The organism is Burkholderia sp. Ac-20365, from assembly GCF_017104715.1.
GTDB lineage: Bacteria > Pseudomonadota > Gammaproteobacteria > Burkholderiales > Burkholderiaceae > Paraburkholderia.
The window spans coordinates 33,858-53,804 of sequence record NZ_JAAGPI010000044.1; the positions used below are offsets into that span (position 1 = coordinate 33,858).

At 63.1% G+C, this 19,947-nt stretch carries 16 protein-coding genes; 7 read left to right on the top strand and 9 right to left on the bottom strand.

The features are described from left to right. The first annotated feature begins 72 nt into the window (after window positions 1–72). Window positions 73–1,659: a diguanylate cyclase gene (locus G3O01_RS39175; protein ID WP_205812814.1), complete on the top strand. Its 1,587-nt coding sequence runs from the start codon at window positions 73–75 to the stop codon at window positions 1,657–1,659. A 260-nt stretch (window positions 1,660–1,919) separates the two neighbouring features. Next, entirely contained in the window at window positions 1,920–2,870 is a 951-nt protein-coding gene (locus tag G3O01_RS39180; RefSeq protein WP_205812815.1) for a GGDEF domain-containing protein, read from the top strand. Between the two features lie 6 nt (window positions 2,871–2,876). On the opposite strand, the gene G3O01_RS39185 is transcribed toward G3O01_RS39180, so the two are convergent. The 3 genes from G3O01_RS39185 to G3O01_RS39195 all read right to left on the bottom strand — a co-directional run bounded on the left by G3O01_RS39185 (window position 2,877) and on the right by G3O01_RS39195 (window position 7,818). Then, on the bottom strand, window positions 2,877–4,640 hold the full coding sequence (locus G3O01_RS39185) for a methyltransferase domain-containing protein (RefSeq protein WP_205812816.1): 1,764 nt from the start codon (window positions 4,638–4,640) through the stop codon (window positions 2,877–2,879). Window positions 4,641–4,647: 7 nt separating this feature from the next. Then, a complete protein-coding gene (locus tag G3O01_RS39190; RefSeq protein WP_277403086.1) occupies window positions 4,648–6,525 on the bottom strand; it encodes a filamentous hemagglutinin N-terminal domain-containing protein in 1,878 nt (625 codons plus the stop codon). Between the two features lie 243 nt (window positions 6,526–6,768). Continuing rightward, window positions 6,769–7,818, bottom strand: coding sequence for a LacI family DNA-binding transcriptional regulator (locus G3O01_RS39195; protein ID WP_205812820.1), 1,050 nt, complete (start codon window positions 7,816–7,818; stop codon window positions 6,769–6,771). 99 nt (window positions 7,819–7,917) lie between these two features. Between G3O01_RS39195 and G3O01_RS39200 the strand changes: the two genes are divergently transcribed. Beyond that, complete coding sequence (locus tag G3O01_RS39200; RefSeq protein ID WP_205812827.1) at window positions 7,918–9,114, top strand: phytanoyl-CoA dioxygenase family protein; 1,197 nt, start codon at window positions 7,918–7,920, stop codon at window positions 9,112–9,114. 29 nt (window positions 9,115–9,143) lie between these two features. Next, window positions 9,144–10,298, top strand: coding sequence for a Gfo/Idh/MocA family oxidoreductase (locus G3O01_RS39205; RefSeq protein WP_205812830.1), 1,155 nt, complete (start codon window positions 9,144–9,146; stop codon window positions 10,296–10,298). A 654-nt stretch (window positions 10,299–10,952) separates the two neighbouring features. Here G3O01_RS39205 and G3O01_RS39210 read toward each other — a convergent pair. After that, the gene (locus tag G3O01_RS39210) at window positions 10,953–11,222 is read right to left on the bottom strand and encodes a hypothetical protein (RefSeq protein WP_205812831.1); all 270 of its coding nucleotides are present in this window, start codon (window positions 11,220–11,222) and stop codon (window positions 10,953–10,955) included. Between the two features lie 676 nt (window positions 11,223–11,898). Here G3O01_RS39210 and G3O01_RS39215 point away from each other — a divergent pair. After that, a complete protein-coding gene (locus G3O01_RS39215) occupies window positions 11,899–12,711 on the top strand; it encodes a class I SAM-dependent methyltransferase (RefSeq protein ID WP_205812832.1) in 813 nt (270 codons plus the stop codon). Between the two features lie 129 nt (window positions 12,712–12,840). Here the strand turns inward: G3O01_RS39215 and glmS are convergent, their stop codons facing one another. From glmS to G3O01_RS39240, 5 genes are all read right to left on the bottom strand, one after another. Next, window positions 12,841–14,658, bottom strand: a complete 1,818-nt coding sequence (gene glmS / locus G3O01_RS39220; RefSeq protein WP_205812833.1) for a glutamine--fructose-6-phosphate transaminase (isomerizing) — start codon at window positions 14,656–14,658, stop codon at window positions 12,841–12,843. Between the two features lie 60 nt (window positions 14,659–14,718). Continuing rightward, window positions 14,719–16,080 (bottom strand): bifunctional UDP-N-acetylglucosamine diphosphorylase/glucosamine-1-phosphate N-acetyltransferase GlmU, encoded by a 1,362-nt coding sequence (gene glmU, locus G3O01_RS39225; RefSeq protein ID WP_205812834.1) that lies wholly within the window; start codon window positions 16,078–16,080, stop codon window positions 14,719–14,721. Window positions 16,081–16,211: 131 nt separating this feature from the next. Next, complete coding sequence (gene ttcA / locus G3O01_RS39230) at window positions 16,212–17,225, bottom strand: tRNA 2-thiocytidine(32) synthetase TtcA (RefSeq protein WP_205812835.1); 1,014 nt, start codon at window positions 17,223–17,225, stop codon at window positions 16,212–16,214. Window positions 17,226–17,228: 3 nt separating this feature from the next. Then, complete coding sequence (locus G3O01_RS39235; RefSeq protein WP_205812836.1) at window positions 17,229–17,624, bottom strand: dihydroneopterin aldolase; 396 nt, start codon at window positions 17,622–17,624, stop codon at window positions 17,229–17,231. 75 nt (window positions 17,625–17,699) lie between these two features. Then, a complete protein-coding gene (locus G3O01_RS39240; protein WP_205812838.1) occupies window positions 17,700–18,521 on the bottom strand; it encodes an SDR family oxidoreductase in 822 nt (273 codons plus the stop codon). A gap of 13 nt (window positions 18,522–18,534) precedes the next feature. On the opposite strand from G3O01_RS39240, the gene G3O01_RS39245 reads away from it, so the two are divergent. Next, window positions 18,535–19,728: a class I SAM-dependent methyltransferase gene (locus G3O01_RS39245; RefSeq protein WP_205812840.1), complete on the top strand. Its 1,194-nt coding sequence runs from the start codon at window positions 18,535–18,537 to the stop codon at window positions 19,726–19,728. 24 nt (window positions 19,729–19,752) lie between these two features. After that, window positions 19,753–19,947: a DUF2905 domain-containing protein gene (locus G3O01_RS39250; protein ID WP_028367420.1), complete on the top strand. Its 195-nt coding sequence runs from the start codon at window positions 19,753–19,755 to the stop codon at window positions 19,945–19,947.

A 19,947-nucleotide genomic window follows, 5' to 3' on the forward strand; every position in this document is an offset into this window, starting at 1 on the left:
CCCGCGCGACGCTTGCCGCGCGCTTCGCAACCCTGCTAGCGTATCGGCACAATCACGACGGAGACCGCGCTCGTGTTGAATCCGCTTCTCGTCCTGCGTCAACGTTTTCGCCATATCGCGCGGCAGCGGGGAGCGGCCGTGTCGCAAGCGGTTGGCAGGCGCCCTTTTTTGACGGGCATCGCGGGCACGCTGATAGCCAGCGCGATGGCAGGCCTTACGCTCGCCACGCTCTACGCAGGACGCACCGACGCGCTCAACCACGCGCGCGAAACGTCAGCGAATCTGGTCTCGCTGATTTCGAGCGATCTCTCGCGCAACGTCGAAATCTACGATCTGTCGCTGCAGGAAATCGTCCATCGCTCGCAAGAGCCGACAGTCTGGCACCTGCCCGACGCGCTACGCCGCACCGTGCTGTTCGATCGCGCGACGCTTGCCGCGTATCTCGGCGGCGCTTATGTGATCGACGAACACGGCGTGCTGAAGGCGACACAGGAAGGCCCGGTCAACAAGGACGTGCGGTTCGACGACCGCGATTATTTCGTCATCCATCAGCGCAGCCGAAACGCGGGCCTGTTCGTGTCGCATCCGTTTCAGTCGAGACTGCGCGAACACGAGCTTTCGTTCGCGCTGTCGCGCCGCATCGATGCGCGCGACGGATCGTTCGCCGGTGTCGCGCTGCTCGCGGTACGCATCGCGTATCTGCAACGGCTGCTCGACAAGGTCAACACGGGCCGCGACGGCACGGCGTTCATCCTGCTGGAAGACGGCACGGTGCTCGCGCGCAAGCCTTACCTCGAAAGCATGATCGGCATCGATGTGGACCGCTATCCGCAATACGCGGTGGTGCATTCGGGGTCGGCCGGTTCGTTTATCGACGATTCACCCATCGATCACGTGCGGCGCATCTTCTCGTACGCGCACGTGCCCGACACGCCGCTGATCGTGATCGTCGCGCCCGCCGTCGACGATGTGCTCGCGCCGTGGCGCAAGCGCAGCGCCGTGGCGGGCGGGCTGACCTTCATGCTGGGCGCCGTCGTCGTGCTGGTCTGCTGGACGCTCGCGTTCACGCTGCGCGACAAGGTGCGCGCGCAGGCGCGGCTCGCCGAACTCGCCGCCACCGATCCCCTCACCCGGCTCAACAACCGCCGCACGCTCGACCGGCATCTCGACGAAGAATGGCGACGCGCGCGGCGCAATGGCGCGGTGTTGTCGGTGCTGTTCATCGACATCGATCATTTCAAGCGCTTCAACGACACCTACGGCCACGCAGCCGGCGACGACGTGCTGGTCGCCGTGGCCGACTCCATTGCATCGGTGGCGCGGCGCTCGATCGACGTGGTCGCGCGTTATGGCGGCGAAGAGTTCGCCGTCGTGCTGCCCGATACGGCCACCGCCACGGCGAAGAACATCGCTGAAAAAGTCCGCCGCGTGGTCGAGGCGCTACGCATCGGGCAAATGCCGGGCGTGACGGTGAGCGTCGGCTGCGCGACGGGTCGACCTGCCGACGGCCGCAACGCCGCGGAACTCGTCGCCGCCGCCGACGCGCAGCTTTACGCGGCGAAAGCGGCCGGCCGCAATCAGGTGAAATGGGTGGACTGGACCCAGGCGCAGCCGGACAGCATGCACGATCACACCGATCCGGCGAAACGCCACGCGTGAGCATCACGCGAAAAACAGCGCGAGACGATGAACTGCGGCCAAATTTGCTCACTATTCATGCGATGGCGATACGTCGCGCCGACGTAGACTGGCTCATGTCTCCACGTTCTCCGTGATTCTTCACGCAGTCGGAATCATTGGGACGCTTCGCGCCACGGCTGTGTCCGTGGCGCTTTTCTTGAGCGACACGGCGAACCGGGACACAGGCCGCGCGCCATGACAGTGCGGCCGCCTCGGAGACTCATCTTCACCGACAGGCCATGAAATCGATTCAGGATCTGCGCACCGACGACATCGCATGTGAGGCGCTGCTCGGCGCGCTCGACGGCAAACACAAACTGGTCGCGATCTACGACACGAGCGACCGGCTCGTGTTCGCCAACAGCGCATTCAAGCACGCGTTCCGGCTCAACCGCGAACGCGGCGAAATCACGTTCGCCGATCTCGTGATGCGCGGCATCCTCGGACAATGTGGCACGCGCGTCGAAGGCGAGAACGCCGCGGCCGCGATCGCCGACGCCATTGCGCTGCGCCGCGAACGCGCGGGGCAGCGCAGTTTCGCGACCGAACTGATCGACGGACGCTGGTTCTGGATGACGGAATCGCTGCTGGAAAACGACTGGATCGTGCTGATCGGCACGGACATTTCGGCGTTGCGCTCGAGCGAGCAGGCATGGATCGGCGCGCACGAACGCGCCGTCCAGGAAGCGCGCACCGACGTACTGACGGGCCTCGCGAACCGGCGTCATTCGATGTCGTCGCTCGAACTCGCGATCACGGCCGCGGCGGGCACGGAGACGCCGCTCACGGTCGCGCTCGTCGACCTCGATCATTTCAAGCGGATCAACGACTCGCACGGACACGCCGCCGGAGACGCCGTGCTGCGCGATTTCGGCGAAGTCTGCCGGCACGCGACACGGCAGACGGATATCGCGGGACGTATCGGTGGAGAGGAATTTCTGGTGGTGTTTCCGTCGACATCCGTCGAGCACGGTGTGTCGGCGGTAGAGCGGATGCGGCGTCAGGTGATGAGCCGGCGCGTGCAGGTCGCCGGTGATTGCGCGATCCGCTATTCGTTTTCGGCGGGCGTGTGCAAGGTCGAAATGAGCGACGACCTCAACACCACGCTCGCGCGCGCCGACAGCGCGCTCTACTCGGCAAAACGAGAAGGGCGCAACCGCACTGTCGCGTGGTCGGCGCCCTTGCAATAAGCGGCTTCAGGCTGCTTCGGCGAACTGCTTCTCGCTGCTCAACACGAGCAGATGGCCACGGATCCGTGCGACTACTTCAGCCCAATTGCCGCCGAAGCGTCGGCGGAAGAGCCGCGCCGACGGATACCACGGGCTGTCTTCGCGCCGGTAGTGCCAGCGCCAGTCGCCGAAATCGGGCAGCATCACCCATGTCGGCTTGCCCATCGCGCCCGCGACATGCGACACCGACGTATCGACGGTCAGCACGAGATCCAGTTTCGCGATAACGCTTGCCGTTTCCTCCATGCTGCGGATGCCCGCGCCAAGATCATGGAAGTTGGACAGGCGTTGCGCGTACTGCGCGGCTTCGTCGGCACCCGCACCCTTTTGCAAGCTGAAGAACTCGACGCCTTTCAGCTTGAACAGCTCATCCAGCACCGACAGTGACGGCAGCGAACGTGCGTGGTCGTTTTCGTGCGTCGGCGCGCCTTTGAAGACGACGCCCACCTTCAGCGCATCACGCGGCGCGGCCAGCAACGCGGCAGGCGGCTCGACCGACGGCGCGCGCAAAAACGGCACGGCCGGCGGCAATGCTTCGAGTTCCAGCGGCATGTAAGCGGGAATCGTGTGCGGGAACACCCAGTAATCGTGCGCAGGCAATTGCGCGGCATTCTTCACATCGATCACTGCATCGGCTTCCTGCGACTCCTCAAACAACCGCACCAGCGGCGACTGGCACATCACCGTCACGCGCACGGCGCCACACTGTTCGCGCAGCGTCCGCGCAAAGCGCAGAAAGAAAATCTCGTCGCCGAGGCCGAACTCGCTCCAGATCACAATCGATTTGCCAGCCAGCGATTCGCCCTTCCACTCCGGGAACGTCGTCGGCGGCTGAGCCGTCGTGCGACGTTGCCAGCCGAAGATCGACATCGTTGCTTCGCGCCATTGAAAGCCTTCCTGCAGCTTGCCTCGCGAGATCGCATGCAACGAGCGATACAGACGCGGCAGATGTTCATCAGGCAGGCGGCTCACGCACTGCGCCCATACGCTATCGATCTCTTCTTCTCGCTCCCAGCGCAGCCATTCCATCATCGTGCGATGGTAGACATGGAACAGATACGGATAGGTACGAATAGCACGCTGGCCTGCCTCGATGCTGACCTCCGGGCTGCTCGCGCTCTTCAGTGCTTCGAGCATCTTTGCGGCTGTCGGCACTGCACGCTTGCGCAACACGATTTCGATTGCACACTCGGCGAGACCATGTGCTGTCTGATCCACGTCGTTGCGCGCTTCGTCGTAGTGATCGCGCACGAGGCTCACGCGCTCGACGGACGCGACATGCGCCAAGGTTTGCACCAGTTCGAGCACGTTGACCGATTGCGGCAACTGCTTGCGCGGCTTGCTGATCGTGAAGCTCGCCTTGTGCCGCCCGTTGAAGCGGCTCGGCCACGCGCCCTTCCCGTACAGATCTTCGTCCGGCACCGTGACGACCGCGTGGCCGCCCGGCTTCAGCAACTCCAGCCACTTCGCCAGCGCCTTGCCCGGATTGGCGACGTCGGCGAGAAGGTGACTGGCGTGCACGAAGTCGAATGACTCTTCCTGCATGCCCTTCATGTGCACTACGTCGCCTTCGCTCCACGACTTGACGTTGCGCACGCGCGGAAAGAGATGCGCATGCGCGCTCAGCGGATCATTACCTGCGCCGATGTCCAGCCCCTCACCGACAAAGTAACACTGGACGAAGGCGGGATCGCGCGAGCGGCGCAGTGCCGATTTGCTCGTTTCGTTCATGACCGTCTCACGCCGCCGCCGACGCTGCCGCGCCAGCCTGTTCTTGCCAAAGCGCCTGGATTCGCTCGCCCAGAATTTCTGGACGACCCTTGAAAATCAGCTTCTCGATGGCCTGCGGACCAGCCAGCTCTGCGGCCAGCGCGTTGCGCTCTTCCGGATTTTCGATCAGACGCAGCGCGGCCGCCTTGTACTCGTCGTTGGTCTTCGCCACCATCCACTCGGGGAAGCCGAGTCGCTTGAACATGCCTTCGTCGATATGCTCGTGCACTTCGCGCCCTGTCTTGCACACGCCCACGAGGCCGGCCCACACCGTATCGACGATACCGTTGGTGTTGCCGAACGGGAACGGGTTCAGGAACAGGTCACAGCCCGCGATCACCTTCATGTAGCTGCCGTAGTTCTGATGCTTGTGAACGACGGCCTTGTCACCCATCAGACGACGAACCAGGTTACGCACTTGCGGGAAGATCAAGCCGTTGGCCTGGCCCATCAGGAAGTGGAACTCGACAGGCACCTTCGACTCATTGGCGATCTGCGCACATGTATTCAGGAAACCGGGGTTCTGCTTGATCGTCGTGCCAGCCACAGCGATCTTCACGACACCGTTCGACGGTTGCTTCTCGGGCAGTTGCAATTCGAGCAGCGCAGCAGGCGCGCGGTACGGCATGCCGTCCGAAGGCAGCTTCAGCAGCTTCTCGCTGAAGCACGCTTCATCGCCGACGTAATCTTCTTCGACGACCACGTAATCCATTGCGTGGCCATGTGTCGTCGCCGGATGGCCGAGCGCCATCATCTGCAGCGGCGCGACGCGCAGGCATGCCAGCACCATCGTGATCGGGAACATACCGACGCTCGGCATGTACATCATTTGCGCATTGCGTGCTTCGCTCGTCTGACGCACATGACGCGCCGTTTCCCACAGGTTCGCGCCTTCAAGCGGAATGAACTCGTGGAAGACTTCCTTGCCTACATCATCGACGCGGCCGTTGTAGCCCATTCCGATCAGGTGGAACTTGTCGCGCATCGCGACCATCGTCTGCGAGTGCGTGCGGTAGATCGAGTGGTTCTTCGAGAACCATTCGAGCACGACCAGAAGCACAGGCTTTTCGCCCTTCGCAGGTTGCGCAGCGGAGCGCTGCACATCGTGGATGCCGAGGCTCGCCAGCTTGCGGCGGATCAACGTGTTGATCGGCTTCTTGATGTCATGCTTGCCCGGCAGGTCCGCGTAGCTGCAATGCATGTACATGTCGTGCAGCACGCCCATCGGCAGTGCGTCGATTTCTTCGATCTCGGCAAGCCGCTCAGGCAGCCAGCGCAGCAGCATCTCGCGTTTCTGGTGCGCAGAAGGCGTGCCGAGAAAGCGCGAAGACATGATCGTCGTCGCCATGCCTGCCAGCAGCGAACCGACGTTGACCACTGCGCCCTTGCCGAACAGCACGCCGTTGGCGTTCTGGATCAGCACCTGACCGTTGGCCAGCAGCGTGCCCTGGATGTTCGACGGCACGCCCGTCACCACGCGGTTCAGTGCCTGCGCCTGTGCGTTGGGCTGGTTGAACTGCACCGTGTTGCCCTGACCGACGTTGAACGTGTCCCAGTTGATGACCGCGCGCTGGCTGCCCTGGTTGATGTTCATCGTGTTCGCGTTTTGCGAGATCGCGGCCTGGCCGGCGACCACCTGGCCGTTGGTCGGCAGTGCCTGCGCGTGTGCGAGGAACGGTTCCAGCGCGAGAAAAGCGAGGGCCGTTGCCGTCAGTCTCGACACGAATCGCGCATCCTGCCCTGTCTTGGCGGAAGAACTCTTGCGCTGACTGGACCTGTTTTCTGCGACAGCGACCGACATGCACAGTCGTTTGCTGAACTTGAGACGGAATCGTTTTTTGTTCATGTATGTGGATTGACGGAGAGGTGAGCGATAAGACCGATCATGTTTCGATCGATCTTTTCATCTGGATACCTAATCGATGTGATCAGGCAAACCAACCCGCAATCCTAGAACCTGGTGAACGCGCCAGTTGTAGTAACGCTCTGAATGCTTGTCATACTTTTCCGAAATTCGGCGCAGGTTCCGCCTGGCTTCACGGAAGCGCGAATTCAGACGCGAAATTTCCGTCGACAGCCGATGAAACTTCTATCGACACCCGCCGAAGCGTTCATCGATCTCACGTGGAATATTCTCCGGCGTGACAACGACGACCGACGACGACGCACTCACCGCCGACGCCGGCAACAGCTTGTGAAAGCTCATCACATGCTGGCACGCGCTGCGCATGTCCTGCCGCAGATCGTGATGCAGAACGGCAGTGATCGCGCGCCCATGCAGCAATTGCACGTTCTCGCGGTCCAGATCGTGCCCGATGAAACACTTCGGATGCTGATTCAGTGCCTTGAGCGCGCGCAGGATCGCGGCATTGCCACCGCCCATCGAATAGACCGCGGCGATCTTCTGTCCATCGCCGGCAGCCTGGCGCACGCGCTCTTCCGTTTCCGCATCGAGCCCCTGCCCGCCGCTTGCATCGATCAGGTTCAGATGCGCGTAGCGTTCGCGCAGCGTCGCGCGAAAACTGGCCTCGCGTTCCTCTTCGCCGCGGAAGCGCTCGTTGCTCATCGTCACGAGCACGTTGCCCGCGCGCTTGCCGAGCGAATGCCCGATCAGATACGCCGCCGTCGCGCCACCGACGCGATTGTCCAGCCCCGCATACGCAATGCGCTCCGAGGCCGGGATATCGGTGAACATCGTCACGACGGGAATTTCGCGCTGCATCAACCCGGCGATGGCCTGCGCGATCTCGGGCACATCCCGCGCTTTCAGGAAAACACCGTGGCTGCCGCGCCGCGCAATCGCGCGCAATGCGTCGACGACTTCCGCCGTCGTCATCGTCTCCTGCATCAGAAAGCGCGGCCGGAAGATCGCGGGATGCAGGCCCGGCACGGTGGCTTCGAGCGCGTCGCGGATTTCATCGGCGAAACGGCGCGGCGCTTCGACCACCACGTCGACGACGAGCTTGCGGCCGCTCGTCGCCAGAGTCAGCTGCTGCTTTTCCAGTTCCTTGATGGCCTGCTGCACGCGCCGCCGCGTGTGCTCGCGCACGTGCGCGCGGCCGTTCAGCACGCGGTCGACCGTCGCCGTGCCGAGACCCGCCTGGAGCGCGATCTCCTTGATCAGAAAAGGATGAGCCATCGGGAACACCGCCCGTTTTTGATGTGTTTTTGATGTTTCGATGGTAACGCAGCGCCGAAATTTAGGGATAAGCTGGCTCGAAACATCACAGGAGACGACATGCACGCCATCTCTCAGCAACCGGCATCGCGCGAGCAGACATGGTTTCGCGAAGCGGACTGTTCGGTCGATGAATTCGCCACGCTGATCGAAACCGCGCGCGAGATGAGTCAACGGCCGCGTTTTGCCGCCGACTTGAAGCATGCCGTCCCCGTGTACGACTGCGATGCGCTGCGGCCTGTCCTCGCCGACGCCGCTCGCCGTCCGGAACTACTCTCCGAATGGGCCAACGTGCTGCTCGACGGCGCGGGCGTGTTCGTGCTGCAACGCGCGTACGAAGACACGACCGCCATCGACGATGCGACGGCTATCTTCGAATCGATAATCCGCAACGAGCGCAAGGCGGGCGGCGGCGCCGACCACTTCGCAAAGGCGGGCGCGAACGACCGGATCTGGAACGCGCAGGAAAAGCTGTGCCTCGAGGCGCCGGAAGTGTTCGTGCGCTACTTCGCGAATCCCGTTCTGGTGGCGGCTGCCGAAGCGTGGCTCGGTCCCGCGTATCAGATGACGTCGCAGGTGAACGTCGTGCGGCCGGGCGGCGAAGCGCAACAGGCGCATCGTGACTTTCATCTGGGCTTTCTCACCGTCGACGAGGCGCAGCGTTTTCCCGCCCACGTTCACACGATGTCGGCGCTGCTGACGCTGCAAGGCGCGGTCGCGCATACCGACATGCCCGTCGAAAGCGGTCCGACCAAGCTGCTGCCGTTCTCGCAGCGCTATCCGCAGGGTTACGTCGCGTGGCGCCGCGCGGATTTCCGCGCGTATTTCGAAGCGAACTACGCGCAGTTGGCGCTGCAGAAAGGCGATGCGCTGTTCTTCAGTCCCGCGCTCTTTCATGCGGCCGGCACGAACCGCACGCTCGACGTGCAACGGATGGCGAATCTGCTGCAAGTGTCGTCGGCGTATGGGCGCGCGATGGAATCGCTGGATCGGACGCGAATGTGCAATGCCGTGTTCCCCGTGCTGCGGGCCATGCGCGCGCACCAGCAACTCGACACGACGCAAACATCGGCCGTGATCGCGTCATGCGCGGAAGGCTACGCATTCCCGACCAATCTCGACCGCAATCCGCCCGTCGGCGGACTCGCGCCCGCGAGCCAGCAGCAGATTCTCTCAAAAGCGCTCGATGAAAACTGGACCGGCGAGCAACTCGCCGACGCGCTGCGCGACCTCGAATTCCGCAACGCGACGCACTAGCTCGCACATTCGATAACGACGGAGACGATATGGTGACAGGCACGATAGGCCGGCGCATCCGGCTGGGTTTGATCGGTGGCGGGCCGGGTTCGATCATCGGCGAGACGCATCGGATTGCGGCGCGGCTCGACGGTCAGTACGACATTGTCGCGGCAGCGCTGTCGTCGAACGCTGAGCGCGCGCGGCAGGCGGCGCTCGACCTCGGTATCGGCGAGGACCGCGCGTATGCATCGTGGCAACAGATGCTCGACGCCGAAGCGGCACGCGCTGACCGCATCGACGCCGTCGCGGTGATGACGCCCAACGACTCGCATCACCCGATCTGCATGCTGGCGCTCGACCGCGGCTTTCACGTGATCTGCGACAAGCCGCTTGCCAACGATCTGACGCAGGCGCGAGAGATCGCTCAACGCGTGCGCACAACCAACGCCGAATTCTGCGTGACCTACTGCTACACCGGTTTCCCGATGGTGCGTCAGGCGCGCGACATGATTCGCGCGGGTGAACTCGGCGAGATTCGTCAGGTGCATCTGCAATACGTGCAGAGCTATCTGGCCGGCCCTGATCTGCCGGCCGGCTGGCGGACGGAAGGCGGACGCGCGGGCGGGTCGCTCGTGCTGATGGACATCGGCACGCATGCGTTTCATCTTGGCGCGTATGTGACCGGGATGGATGTCACGCGGTTATGTGCGGACGTCGGCTCTGCGATTCCCGGCCGCACCGTCGACGACTACGTGTCCGCGCTGCTGCGCTACGAGAACGGCGCGCGCGGCTCGCTGTGGGTGACCAATGCCGCGGCGGGCTCCGAACACGGCCTGAGCTTCCGCATTCACGGCGACAAGGGCGGACTCGAATGGCATCAGGAGGAACCGAACCGGCTGATTCACCGGCGGCAGGACGCGTTCGAAGAGATCATCACGCGCCGCCTCGGGCCGTCGACGAGCGAAGGCGCACAGCGTTCGACGCGCATCGCGATCGGGCATCCCGAGGGTTATCTGGAAGCGTTCGCGAATCTCTATACGGAGTTTGCGCAGCGCGTCGCGGCACGGATCGGTGGAAAACCCGGAGAAGATCGGCCGACACTCTTTCCCGGCGTCAGCGATGGTGTGAAAGGACTGGCGTTCGTGGCCGCGTCGATGAAAAGCATGGCGACGGGCGGCTGGCAGGACATCGAACGCGCGTAAGAAGCGCTCGCAAGCGCTCGCTGGACGAAAAAAAAGCCCTGTTCCGCGGGGGAACAGGGCTCGGTGGATGAGTCATATCGAACAGGCGCGTGGATGCTTGCCGACTGCTGCTCATCACGAGAAGCTGTTATTGGTGAACTTCATTTTTTGCTTCGATTGGCCCCGCGCCTACTCCTTGCTGCTAACCCCAACTGCATTCGATGAACCGGTAAGTAGACTGCCTGCTGCTACTGCTAGTGCAACTGCGAAAACGGCTGCTACTGCGAGAGCTACTGCTACTGCGAAATCCAGCGGCAACTTCAACTGCGTCTTCAACTTCAAACCGCCACTTCAAACTGCTGATTCCAGTGCTACGCGTACTCCATTTGCTACGCCTACATCCGATGCTGCGCGTACTGCTACTGCATTGACTGCCACTGCGATGCTTCCGTTACTGCGACCTCAACTTCAACGTCAACTGCTGGCAACCTGCGGTCTTGCGCAACGCGGAGGGGAACCGCGCTGATGGCCTGTTGAATCGTTGCGCCATGGAAAGAAGTATAGAAGCGGCCGCGCGGATTCAATCGAAGGAAGCGAGGGCGAATAGCGGCCCAGTTCGAGGGTTTGTCGATGCGCACATCGGTGTGTCTGCGAGCAACATGGTCCGCGTCGAAGTCAGCTGGCGTAGCGGCGGCCGTTCAGCGCGTGTGCGCGATAGTGAATACCGAATAGCACGTCGGGGTCCGCGCGATCTTCGACGGGCGTTTCGCTCAGTTCGCGGAAGGTCGCAACGAGGCTTTGCCACGACGCGGACCAGCGCGTCTCTCTCAAACGGCTGCCCGTGCTGTCGGTGATACGCAGGACGCCGGTGTCGGGGAAAAAGGTCAGCGTGACCGCGATTCCATCGATAACGCAAGTCGCAGTACACGGTTTTGTTGCCAGCACGATCGCCTCCGGTGTGATGTGTAGTGGGTCCGCTTCGTGGAGCGGGCGCGTCATCTAACAGCAATGTGTATGCCTATCGGCTGATTGCGTGCCGCGCGGCTTGCTGCGTGCGGCACGGCGGCGAATCCGGCAAGCGTGATCGCTCAGGGCGAACGTATCTGAACGCGCAAGTGTTGGCTCGCACCACACAGATGGCTGGCCTGCCGATTGCGGATTCCGACAATGGCCATCTTCTTCCGGATGCTGTTCAATCGACAGGCAAATCCGCGGCTGCGCGGTGCCTGCAGGCAGCGTGTCCGGTTTGTTTACAGGTTTTGAACTTATAAATATGTATACGTAGTAGCAGTTAACAAGGGCATCCACTTTCTGTGGACAAGCGCCAAATCCGCTTTTCGCTCAACGGATTGCAAAACGTATACCTTTGCGCATAAGCGTGGGACGGTTCGCCGGAAGTTTGAATAACTCGTGCTGCTTTTGCAGGCACCGCGTGTTTACCCAGAATCTGTACACAGCAAACGCCTCCGTGATATCCCCATGTTGTCCAGAGCATCGTGTGGACATCTGGATGTCGAGAGGTCGAAGGCCCGCTCTCGCGGCGAATGCGGCTTTTGGTCGTTGACCTCTGACGAGAGGGGCCTATAACGGAAGAGAATCGAAGCACCCAACGGGAGACGGCATGAAAGAAGACCAGTTCAGTGCGTTCGAACATCGGGGCTGGGAACGCGTCGCCCAGCCGTATCACACGTATTTCGGCGCATTGACGATCCAGTCGCACGGCGCGCTGCTCGATGCGCTGGCCGTACGCCGTGGCGTGCGTTTGCTCGATGTCGCGTCGGGACCGGGCTATCTGGCCGCGGCGGCCGCGCAGCGCGGCGCGGACGTGGTGGGCGTGGACTTTGCCGATTCGATGGTCGATCAGGCAAGGCGCATCTATCCGGCGCTGACCTTCCGCATCGGCAGCGCCGAAGACCTGCCGTTTTCCGACGATGAGTTCGATGCCGTCGGCATCAGCTTCGGCATGCTGCACTTCTCGAAGCCCGAGAAGGCGCTCGAAGAGGCGTTCCGCGTGCTGCGGCCGGGCGGCAAGGTGGGCTTCACCGTGTGGGCGTCGCCGGACAAGGCGATCGGCTTCTCGATCGTGCTGAAGGCAATCGAACAGCACGGCCGCATGGACGTCCAGCTGCCGCCTGGGCCGCCCTTCTTCCGCTTCAGCGACTGGGCGGAATGCGAGCGCGTCTTGCTGGCAGCGGGCTTCCGCGACCCGCGTATCGAAGAAGTCGAGCAGACCTTGCTTGCGCCTTCGCCGGATGCGCTGTTCGAGATGCTGCTGCGCGGCGGAGTGCGGGTATCGGCGATCCTGAATGCGCAAACGCCGGAAGCGCTGGCTGCTATTGGCAGGACGGTGCACGAAGGCTCGGCGCGCTATGCCAGCGGCGGTGAGATCCGCATACCGATGCCGTGTGTGCTGGCGTGTGCGACGAAGCCCTGAGGGCTGTGCACGGAGAACTTCAGGGGAAGGGAAACTGACGGGTTCTGGATACGCCCGCGAGCGCGGTGCTGTATCCAGAACGCCTTTGAAACGACTACGGCGACACTGCTCCGCCGCGAACCATCAACCTCACTCCACCGTCACCGATTTCGCGAGATTACGCGGCTTGTCCACGTCCGTACCACGCGCGCAAGCCGTGTGATAAGCCAGCATCTGCAGCGGCACGACGTGCAGGATCGGCGACAGCAGGCCGTAGTGCTCCGGCATACGGATCACGTGCAGACCTTCGTCGTTGACGATCTTCGTGTCGGCATCGGCGAACACGTACAGCTGGCCGCCGCGCGCGCGCACTTCCTGAATGTTCGACTTGAGCTTTTCGAGCAGCGCGTCATTCGGCGCGACCGTCACCACCGGCATGGCTTCCGTCACCAGCGCCAGCGGCCCGTGCTTCAGTTCGCCCGCCGGATAAGCCTCGGCGTGGATGTACGAGATTTCCTTCAGCTTGAGCGCGCCTTCGAGTGCGATCGGATAGTGCAGACCACGGCCGAGGAACAGCGCGTTCTCCTTGCGCGAGAACTCCTCCGACCAGGCGATGATCTGCGGCTCCAGCGCCAGCACACTGTTCAGCGCGGCAGGCAGGTGGCGCAGCTGGCGGATATAGTCCGCTTCCTGCGACGCGCTGACATGACCGCGCAGCTTGCCGAGCGTCGCGGCGAGCACGAACAGCGCAACCAGCTGCGTCGTGAACGCCTTGGTCGACGCGACGCCAATTTCACGGCCCGCGTGCGTGAGGAACGACAGCTCCGTCAGGCGCACCATCGCGCTCGTGCCGACGTTGCACACCGACAGCGTGTGCTTGTGGCCAAGCGATTGCGCGTGCTTCAGCGCCGCGAGCGTATCGGCGGTTTCGCCCGATTGCGAAATCACGACGACGAGCGACTTCGGATTCGGCACCGAATCGCGATAACGGTACTCGCTCGCAATCTCGACCTGCGTCGGGATCTTTGCGACCGATTCCAGCCAGTACTTCGCCGTCAGGCCCGAGTAGTAGCTCGTGCCGCACGCGAGAATCAGCAGGTTGTCGATCTCCGAGAACGCCTTCGCGGCGTGTTCGCCGAAGAGCGAAGCGTCGAACGAATCGGCTTGCGGGATCGTGTCGGTGATCGCGCGCGGCTGCTCGAAGATTTCCTTCTGCATGAAGTGGCGATACGGGCCGAGTTCGACCGCGCCGCCGTAGGCTGCAACCTGACGCACTTCACGGTCGGCCGGATTGCCGTCGCGATCGAACACGCGCACTTTGTCGAGCGTCAGTTCGCAGACGTCGCCCTCTTCGAGGAAGATGAAGCGGTCCGTGCTGCCTGCCAGCGCGAGCGCGTCGGACGCGAGGAAGTTCTCGCCCTGGCCAAGGCCGACGACGAGCGGCGAGCCCTGACGCGCGCCGACCACCGTATGCGGCTGGTTCTTGTGCAGCACGGCGATTGCGTACGCGCCATGCAGTTGCGCCGTCGCTTCGCGCACGGCCGCGAACAGATCGCCGCGATACAGGCTATGCACCAGATGCGCGATCACTTCGGTATCGGTCTGCGAGACGAACTCGTAGCCCTTGCCGCGCAGCATCTCGCGCAGCGATTCGTAGTTTTCGATGATGCCGTTGTGCACCAGCGCCAGTTCATTGCGCGAAAAGATGGGGTGCGCATTGTCCGTGACGGGCGCACCGTGCGTGGCCCAGCGCGTATGGGCGATACCCGTCGCGCCTTCGAGGCGCGTGTCGCGCACCTGGTCGTCGAGATCGGCGACGCGCGCCACGCTGCGCGCGCGCTTCGGTTCGCCATTCGCCAGCACGGCGACACCGCATGAGTCGTAGCCGCGATATTCGAGGCGACGCAGTCCTTCGATCAGGACGGGAACGATATTTCGTTGCGCAACAGCGCCGACAATGCCGCACATAATCAATGGTCCTTTGCAGAGTTAAGGGTCAAGGCGCGCGCCTCGCACGCGCGAGTCCCTTCAGCTTTTCTTTTTCGTCGGGCGAACGTAGCCCGTCTTGCCTACCTGGGTCTTTTCGTTGAGCACCAGCAGACCTTCTTCGACATCCTTCCACACCGTCGTGCCCGCCGCGATCGTCGCGCCGCGGCCGACGCGCACGGGCGCCACCAGCTGCGTGTCCGAACCGACGAACACATCGTCTTCGATCACCGTACGGAACTTGTTTGCGCCGTCGTAGTTGCAGGTAATCGTGCCCGCGCCGATATTCACGCGCGCGCCGACATCCGAATCGCCGACATACGACAGGTGATTCGCCTTCGAGCCGTGGCCGAGCACCGCATTCTTTATTTCGACGAAGTTGCCGACATGCGTTTCGTCCGCGAGCGTCGCGCCCGGACGCAGACGCGCGTACGGGCCGAGCACGGCCTGCGCGCCGATCTGCGCGCCTTCGATATGCGTGAACGCGTCGATACGCGTGCCCGCGCCGACCGACGCATTGCGGATCACGCAGTTCGGCCCGATCGACACGTTGTCGGCCAGCGTGACCTTGCCTTCGAACACGCAGTTCACATCGATCGATACATCGCGGCCGCATTCGAGCGTGCCGCGCACGTCGATACGCGCCGGGTCGGCGAGCGTCACGCCCGCGACGAGCAGTTCATCGGCGACGTTGCGCTGATGGATGCGCTCCAGCTCCGCGAGCTGCTGCTTGCTATTGACGCCGAGCGTTTCCCATTCTTCGTCGGGCTGCGCGGTGACGACTTCGATGCCGGCTTCGATGGCCAGTTCGACCACATCCGTCAGATAGAACTCGCCCTGCGCATTGTCGTTCTTCAACGACGACAGCCAGCCTTCGAGACGCTTCGTCGGCATGACGACGATGCCGGTATTGATCTCAGCGATCTTCTGCTGCTCAGGCGTCGCGTCTTTCTGTTCGACGATGCGTTGCACCTTGCCCTGCGTATCGCGCACGATGCGGCCGTAGCCGGTCGGATCGTCGAGCGTGACGGTCAGCACGCCGTAGCCGTCGTGGCCCGCTGCGTCCGTCAGACGCCTGAGCGTGCCCGCCTTCGTGAGCGGCACGTCGCCGTACAGCACGAGCGTCGGCGCGGACGGATCGAGCAGCGGCAGCGCCTGCTGCACCGCGTGGCCCGTGCCAAGCTGCTGCTCCTGCAATGCGAACTGCACATCGGGCGCCGCGACAGCCGTGCGCACCCGTTCCGCGCCATGACCGACCACGACGACAAGACGCGTCGGGTTCAGCGTGCGGGCAGTATCGATGACATGAGCAAGAAGCGGCCGACCGGCCAGGGGATGAAGCACCTTTGGCAATGCAGAGCGCATGCGCTTACCGGTGCCTGCCGCCAGGATCACGATATTCATGACGAGGGCGTATTCGACGAGTTTGGAGTGGGCGATTCTAGCACGCTGAATGTGACTGCAACGTGGCCCCACTGCGCATTAAATCCCCGCAAATGCCTGTTTTAAAAGGCTTTGCGAGGATGCGCATAACGTCAAATATCGTCGAATTGCACGAAGGAAATCGTTTGCGATGCCTGCTGGATCCCTTCTGATGCGGAATCGGTGGAACACGGCTCTTCGTCGAAAGCGATGTCGCCTTGCGGATCGGCTTCGCCCGTTGCGCGCAACGACGCGAACGGAAACAGCTTGTGATCCATCAGATGCGACGGCACGACGTTCGTCAACGCATTGAACATGTTGTCGACGCGGCCGGGAAAACGCTTGTCCCATTCGCGAATCAGCGCCTTCATTTCCGCGCGTTTCAAATTCGGCTGGCTGCCGCACAGGTTGCACGGAATGATCGGGAATTGACGCAGTTCCGCGTATTTCTCGAGATCGGTTTCCTTCACGTACGCGAGCGGCCGGATCACGACGTTCTTGCCATCGTCCGATTGCAGCTTGGGCGGCATGCCCTTCAGCTTGCCGCCGTAGAACATGTTCAGCAGCAGCGTTTGCAGGATGTCGTCGCGATGGTGGCCGAGCGCGATCTTGGTCGCGCCGAGTTCGCCCGCCACGCGGTACAGGATGCCGCGGCGCAGCCGCGAGCACAGCGAGCACGTGGTTTTGCCCTCGGGAACGAGGCGCTTGACGATGCTGTACGTGTCCTGGTTCTCGATATGAAACGGAATGTCGAGCTTGCTCAGGTACTCGGGCAGCACGTGCTCCGGGAAACCCGGCTGCTTCTGGTCGAGATTGACGGCGACGATATCGAAGTTGATCGGCGCGCGCTCGCGCAGGCGCATCAGGATCTCCAGCATCGCGTAGCTATCCTTGCCGCCCGACAGGCACACCATCACCTTGTCGCCTTCCTCGATCATGTTGAAGTCGCCGATCGCTTCGCCGACCTGGCGCGCGAGGCGCTTGAACAGCTTGTTGTTCTCGTACGCTTCTTTCTGCTCGCGGCGCGTCAGCGCGCGCTTGCGGTCGCCGGCTTCGGCATCGGCTGCAACAACGGGAGCGGCCGCCTGCAGCGAATCGGCGCCCGTCAGGGTTTCGGGAGCGTTCATCGCTCAGTCCTCTTTGATATGGAAGACTTCGACGCCGACGGCATCGCAGTCTGAATAGACATCGGGCTTTTCCGTCGACAGACGCACGGCGCGCACTTGCGGATGCGCAAGCAGCGCTTTCGACAGATCGTCGCAGAGCGTTTCCTGCAGATGGATATGCCCCTGACTCACGCGCGCCGCGATCGTCGAGCGCATGAAGTCGTAATCGACGACTTCGCGCAGCTTGTCTTCGACGGGCGTGGACAGCGCGAGCGGCACGAACAGTTCGACGTTGATCACCACGCGCTGCTCGCCGCGCTTTTCGAAATCGTGCACGCCGATATTGATGTGCACCTCGTAATTGCGCAGAAAGAGCCGGCGGCAATCAGCAAGCCGGGGGTGAAGCAAAGCGGCAGACATGTTCGTTCCAGTACAAAAGAGCGTGCTCAGGCACGCAGTTGGGCGCGCAGCACGGCGCGCCGGTGGGCGCCCCGGTTATCGGTCGGCGCCCGTCAAAAACATTACGTCGCGCGGCAGCGGCACGAGGTGCTGGCCGCCGTCGACCACCAGCGTCGTGCCCGTGACGCCGCGCGCATCCGCGAGATACAGCGCCGCCGCGACGAGATCCTCGACGCGCGACGCACGGCCGAGCGGCGTCACCGTATGCGCAGCCGCGAAGCTTTGCGCGGTCTGATCGCCGGATTGCAGCGTCAGGCCGGGAGCGAGGCCGACTACACGAACCTTCGGCGCCAGCGCCTGCGCGAGCGCGACGGTCGCCGTGCCGAGCGCGGCCTTCGACAGCGTGTACGACAGGTAATCCGGATTCATGTTGTACAGCTTCTGGTCGAGCACATTGATCACGGCCGCGCGCAGCGATTCGTCGTGCCGCGCCGCCTCGGGCGTGACTTCGTGCAGCATCCGCGCGAGCACCAGCGGCGCGCCGACGTTGATCGACGTCATGTGCAGCAATTTCGCGTAGCCGACGTCGAGCGCGGTATCTTCGTCGAACAGCGACGCGTTATTCACGATGCAGGACGGCCGCCCGAGCGCCGCCGTGCAATCGGGCACGAGCCGCGCGACTTCCGCTTCGACGGACAAATCCGCCTTCAGCGCGACGGCCCGCCGCCCGAGCGCCGAGATTTCCGCGACCACCTCGTCGGCCAGCGCCTTCGACGAGCCGTAATGCACCGCCACGTCCCAGCCTGCCGCGGCAAAGCCCAGCGCGAGCCCGCGACCGATCCGGTGCGCGGCGCCCGTGACGAGGACAACGCGGGCGGGACGGGCGCTAGCGGCGGAAGTGTCGTTCGAGGCGGTCATTTACAATGCGGGAATGAATCCGAAAGCTCACCAACCCGATAGTTTACCTGCTCCCGGCCCGACCGCGCTCGCGCAGTCGGAAGCGCTGGTTTCGCAGATTCGCGCGGAGATCGCGACGAACGGCGGCTGGATGCCGTTCGATCGCTACATGGAGCGCGCGTTGTACGCGCCGGGACTGGGCTATTACAGCGGTGGCGCGATCAAATTCGGCCGCCGTGCGGAGGATGGCAGCGACTTCGTGACGGCGCCGGAACTGTCGCCGCTATTTGCCCAGACGCTCGCGCGGCCGGTCGCGCAGGCGCTGGAAATGAGCGGCACGCGTCACGTTATGGAATTCGGCGCCGGGACGGGCAAGCTGGCTTCTGGCTTGCTCAACGCGCTGGCTGAACTGGGCACGGAGTTCGAGACGTATTCGATCGTCGATCTGTCGGGTGAATTGCGTGAACGTCAGCGCGAAATGATCGAAGCGCAAGCGCCCGAGCTGGCCGCACGAGTACGCTGGCTCGACGCGTTGCCCGAGCAGTTCGAAGGCGTGGTGGTCGGCAATGAAGTGCTCGACGCGATGCCCGTGCGGCTCTTCGCCCGCACTGACGGCGAATGGCACGAGCGCGGCATCGTGCTGAAAGACGGCGCGCTGCAGTTCGAAGACCGCCCCGTTCAATCGACACACGATGCCGCGTTCCTCCGCGATCTGGAAGTAGAAGGCGATCACGACTACGTGACGGAGACGCACGAAGCCGCCCTCGCCTTCACGCGCACCGTTTGCACGATGCTCACGCGCGGCGCGGCGATTCTGCTCGACTACGGTTTTCCGCGTCACGAGTACTATCATGCGCAACGCGCCGAAGGCACGCTGATGTGCCACTACCGGCATCATGCACACGGCGATCCGTTTCTCTATCCCGGCTTGCAGGACATCACCGCGCACGTCGAATTTACGGGCATCGCCGAGGCTGGCGTCGATACGGGCGCGGACCTGCTCGGCTACACGTCGCAGGCGCGCTTTCTGATGAACGCGGGCATCACGGAAGTGTTGAGTGAGATCGATCCGTCCGATATTCCCAACTTTCTGCCCGCCGCCAACGCGGTGCAGAAGCTGCTGTCGGAAGCCGAGATGGGCGAGCTGTTCAAGGTGATCGCGTTTTCACGCGGTATCGACGGTACGCTCGATGCGTTCGCGCGCGGCGATCGCTCGCATACGCTTTAAGCGCTCTGGGCCGAGGCAAACACGATGATCCGCTGGCTGCTGACTACTTTCATCGCGGTGGCCGTGCTGTCGGCGTGCTGGCCGTGGCTGCGCAAGCTCGGCATCGGCAGGATGCCGGGCGATGTCACGCTGAGACTGTTCGGGAAGGAATATCCGTTCCCGTTCATGTCGACGCTGGTGCTGTCGATGTTGTTGTCGTTGATTGCGCGGTTGCTGTAG